Genomic DNA, 3,468 nt, shown 5'->3' on the forward strand with positions numbered 1-3,468 from the left:
CAGCTAAAGCCTGGGTCTCACATTACCCGAAACTGGGAATAATTTGTAATTATGTGGGTTTATTATCCATACAAGTTACTTAAAAGGACGCAAAACGCTTGGCTTGCGCTCCTTCGTCGCCAATTTTAGCCAAGCATTTATGCGCCCATTAGTAAGGCGTTAACTAAAAATATTTATGAGCATCGAAGAACTATCAAAAGAGCTATATGAAGACCTTAATGGCAAAATTACTGCCATTGATTACACCGATGAGCTCATTATTTATTTCCAATGTGATGACTGGAAAGATTATGACGTGACAAGGAAGTATAAAAAAAGATTAACTCGGACACCCACGATTATTTCCATGAAGCCAAAGAAACCTCGCCAAGGCTAAAATGTGTTGACCACTTCAGTTGAACCATAGCGCTCATCAAAAGTGATGCTGCGGAGTTGCATAGTTTAGATGTCATTTGTTGTTTGATATTTGCATAATTTCTGTTCGTTTAATCGGAATAATACATTTACAACAATGAGTTATAAATGTATTCTAGCTTAATGATTTGTTTTAAAAAAAGAGTAAGCAGTTTGGAAGATTATCCTGCTGTTGTTGAATAAGCGGTTAGGCATCAAAGGATAGAGATGAGCACTCTGAATATAAGCGTTCTAAATAAGGAAGATTGGCCAACTTATAGAGCATTACGACTCTTATCTCTACAAGACTCCCCTGATTCATTTGGTAGTACTTATGGTTCTGAAATTAAGTTTTCCAATGAAGAATGGCTTTCTCGTCTTGATCCTGATAATCAGGCTAAATATGCACTGCCATTAATTGCTGAGTTAAATGGCGTTGCAGTCGGTCTAGCTTTTGGGGTACTTCACCGCCCATTCGATAAAACGGCCCATATATATCAAATGTGGGTGTCTCCCAGTGTGCGCGGTCAGGGTGTAGGCAGTTTACTGCTTAACAAAATCATCGTATGGGCAAAAGACTGTGATGTAGATTACCTTTGTTTAGCTGTTACCACTGTCAATTTAGGTGCGATTCACCTCTATAAAACGACTGGGTTTGAGTCTTATGGCTCATTAGAAAAGCTTCGAGAAACCTCAGCGTTGGCTGTTCAACCAATGAGATTGAAATTGTGAAGTCAATGCTGTCACACACGTTTTACCTAGCCTGTTACTTGGCATAAACGCTATAAGGAATTAGCCATGAGGAAAGTTGTTACATTATCCATTTTTAGCCTGTTTTTAGGGGCATGTGTTTCAAATGATGCTGTAGAAGTCGTGGCTGAATCGCCAATACAGTATATAGACTTAACGTCAAAGGACTATAAGGAACGCGTTAAGGAATATTGGGTGTTGGACAAGAACCAAGCGCCTAGATACCCCATTAGTGCTGCGAGAAAAAGGGTGTCTGGCTGTGTTGATGTTATCGTCGGTATTAAAAAAGATGGGAGAATGGGTGAGTATAAAGTCATGAAATCATACCCTGAAGGGATATTTGATCAATATGCTACTGCAGCATTAAAGCATTGGAAATGGTCAGCGACACAAGATAATAGTGATAGCGCACCTGTTTTGACCAGCATTCAGTTAGATTTTATGGTTGATGGGGCTAAAAATAAGAGTGAAGCAGAGACGCTGTGCGGCTTTACTCATATTTAGCACTTTGAAGACAGAATTTTGTCTTCAAAGTGCGGGTACAAAAGGCATTTAATGAGAGCATGAGAATACTGCTATTTGCACTTATATTCATGCTCATATCTCATTGTGGCTCATTATGGCTAGGGTTTATTATCAAGGCTCATTGTCGAGATGGCCTAACATGTACACAGATTGATGTTAATTGCTAGTGCAGGTCGCATTGGAGAAGAAGTATTTTACTTCGTAATCTTGACAAGTGTCGTTTTCGCAACGAAATTGGTAATCCTGTGGGTTACCTTCGTCATCTTCCAGTATACCTAGGGTTAAGCTGTCTTGGGTTAAGGTATAATTGAGTTTGTTGTCACTGGTTCTTGCCACAAATCCTTTAATGTCGTCAACACTACAGCTGGTAGCAATATTGCCAGTGCTTTGTTGTGCAACAAAGCTTTCATCTTCAGTTTCTGAACTCCCATTGGTTATGTTTAACCAGTCGGTGGCATAGTACCCAGGATCAACAAGTTGATTGGATAGGTTGTAAGTGCCTAATCCATACAGTTCGCTACTTGAGGCGTAACCATGAAAAGCAAATATTTGCTGATCAGACGTTGAAGAATAAGTTTTGCAATCACCTTGTGAACTTCCAGCCTCAATGCTTGTGCCTGTATTTGATTTCATTTGCAAATAATAAACACTGCCATTGGAGTAGGTTTCATCGTCAGTACAAATCTTTATCTCTGTAAGGTAATCGCCATTACTGGGATCCATACTGAGTTCATCGCTCCAGTCACTGTCATCTCCGCCATATTCTACACACAGTTCATCTTGATTTACTGTTAATTGACTTATTGGCTGACTGAAACTATAACAAGCCTTAATGCCTCTCACACGGCTTGAACTCGCATTAATTTTGACTGAACTTAAGTTCATAGTGCCACTGCCTAATAATTTACGCTTAAGTAAATCAATGCCATCAAAACTGCTACCATCACTCCCCCCTACCGCGCTGTTTTTGTTATAGCCAGTATCGAGATAAGAGGCTTGGTTTGCCAGCCAAAAGCCATCCACAGCTTGATAATAATTGACCCAAGTTGATGATGTGATTTCAGCATTACTTCGAGCAGTGATTAAGGCTGCATTTTCGCGAGCGTTATACGGCATGGCAAACTGATAACCTTGAGCTTCACAGGCGTTAAAACCATCGCTCCATTGACTCGATGTTGTCGTGAAATGCCAATCTCTGTTTTCGTCAACGCAAGCAAAAGTGGCACTGGTAGAGCAGGATTGATCAACCAATTCATCACTTGAATTTAATAAAGCGCAGGTATCAGTATCGCTGCTGGGTGAACTACTATTCCATGACCAAACATAATCTTCTATTTGAGGAGCCTTAGAGGCTGAAATTGTGGTGGCATTGGCCTCAACTAACGCCAATTCAAGGAAGTTATAGCCGGCTTCTGCTTTTTCTAACACAGTATCACCATAGATAGAAATATCGTCTTTATCATATTCAGTGGTTGAATCTAGCGCGACACTCAAATTGCCATTTTCATAATGGGTTTCAATACTCTCATTACCTTCGCTGTCTGCTGTTAATAAACTTGAATTTTGTGCCAGTGGTTGATTAGGATACATCTCACCAGATGCATAAATCATATCGACACCTATCCATACATTACGACGGTATTTACTGGTATGGCTGGCATCATGATAATCACAGAGGTTAATACCATCGCCTTCTTCTTGTGAATAGTCTCTAGGGATCTGAGTAAATAACCTCAGATCGGTTTAACGCATTACTGTCATCGCGTTGAATTCGGCTGATGTTATATTAAGTTGTGGCTT

General features: G+C 40.0%; 3 protein-coding genes. 2 read left to right on the forward strand and 1 reads right to left on the reverse strand.

Features of this window, described 5'->3' with window-relative positions; translation table 11 throughout:
* Nucleotides 1-621 precede the first annotated feature (621 nt).
* Both Q0791_RS24585 and Q0791_RS24590 read left to right on the forward strand, forming a co-directional pair.
* Nucleotides 622-1,125, forward strand: a complete 504-nt coding sequence (locus tag Q0791_RS24585) for a GNAT family N-acetyltransferase (RefSeq protein ID WP_299011900.1) — start codon at nt 622-624, stop codon at nt 1,123-1,125.
* Between the two features lie 66 nt (nt 1,126-1,191).
* Complete coding sequence (locus Q0791_RS24590) at nt 1,192-1,647, forward strand: energy transducer TonB (protein ID WP_299011901.1); 456 nt, start codon at nt 1,192-1,194, stop codon at nt 1,645-1,647.
* 177 nt (nt 1,648-1,824) lie between these two features.
* On the opposite strand, the gene Q0791_RS24595 is transcribed toward Q0791_RS24590, so the two are convergent.
* Nucleotides 1,825-3,279 (reverse strand): jacalin-like lectin, encoded by a 1,455-nt coding sequence (locus Q0791_RS24595; protein WP_299011902.1) that lies wholly within the window; start codon nt 3,277-3,279, stop codon nt 1,825-1,827.
* Between the last annotated feature and the right edge of the window lie 189 nt (nt 3,280-3,468).

Origin of the sequence: uncultured Shewanella sp., from assembly GCF_947495455.1 — a bacterium.
In the GTDB taxonomy this organism is placed as follows: Bacteria; Pseudomonadota; Gammaproteobacteria; order Enterobacterales; family Shewanellaceae; genus Shewanella.

Excerpts from the sequence above, each read along its gene's own strand:
- Q0791_RS24590 (WP_299011901.1), top strand. The coding sequence starts at position 1,192 with ATGAGGAAAGTTGTTACATTATCCATTTTTAGCCTGTTTTTAGGGGCA.
- Q0791_RS24595 (WP_299011902.1), bottom strand. The coding sequence starts at position 3,279 with ATGATTTATGCATCTGGTGAGATGTATCCTAATCAACCACTGGCACAA.
- Q0791_RS24585 (WP_299011900.1), top strand. The coding sequence starts at position 622 with ATGAGCACTCTGAATATAAGCGTTCTAAATAAGGAAGATTGGCCAACT.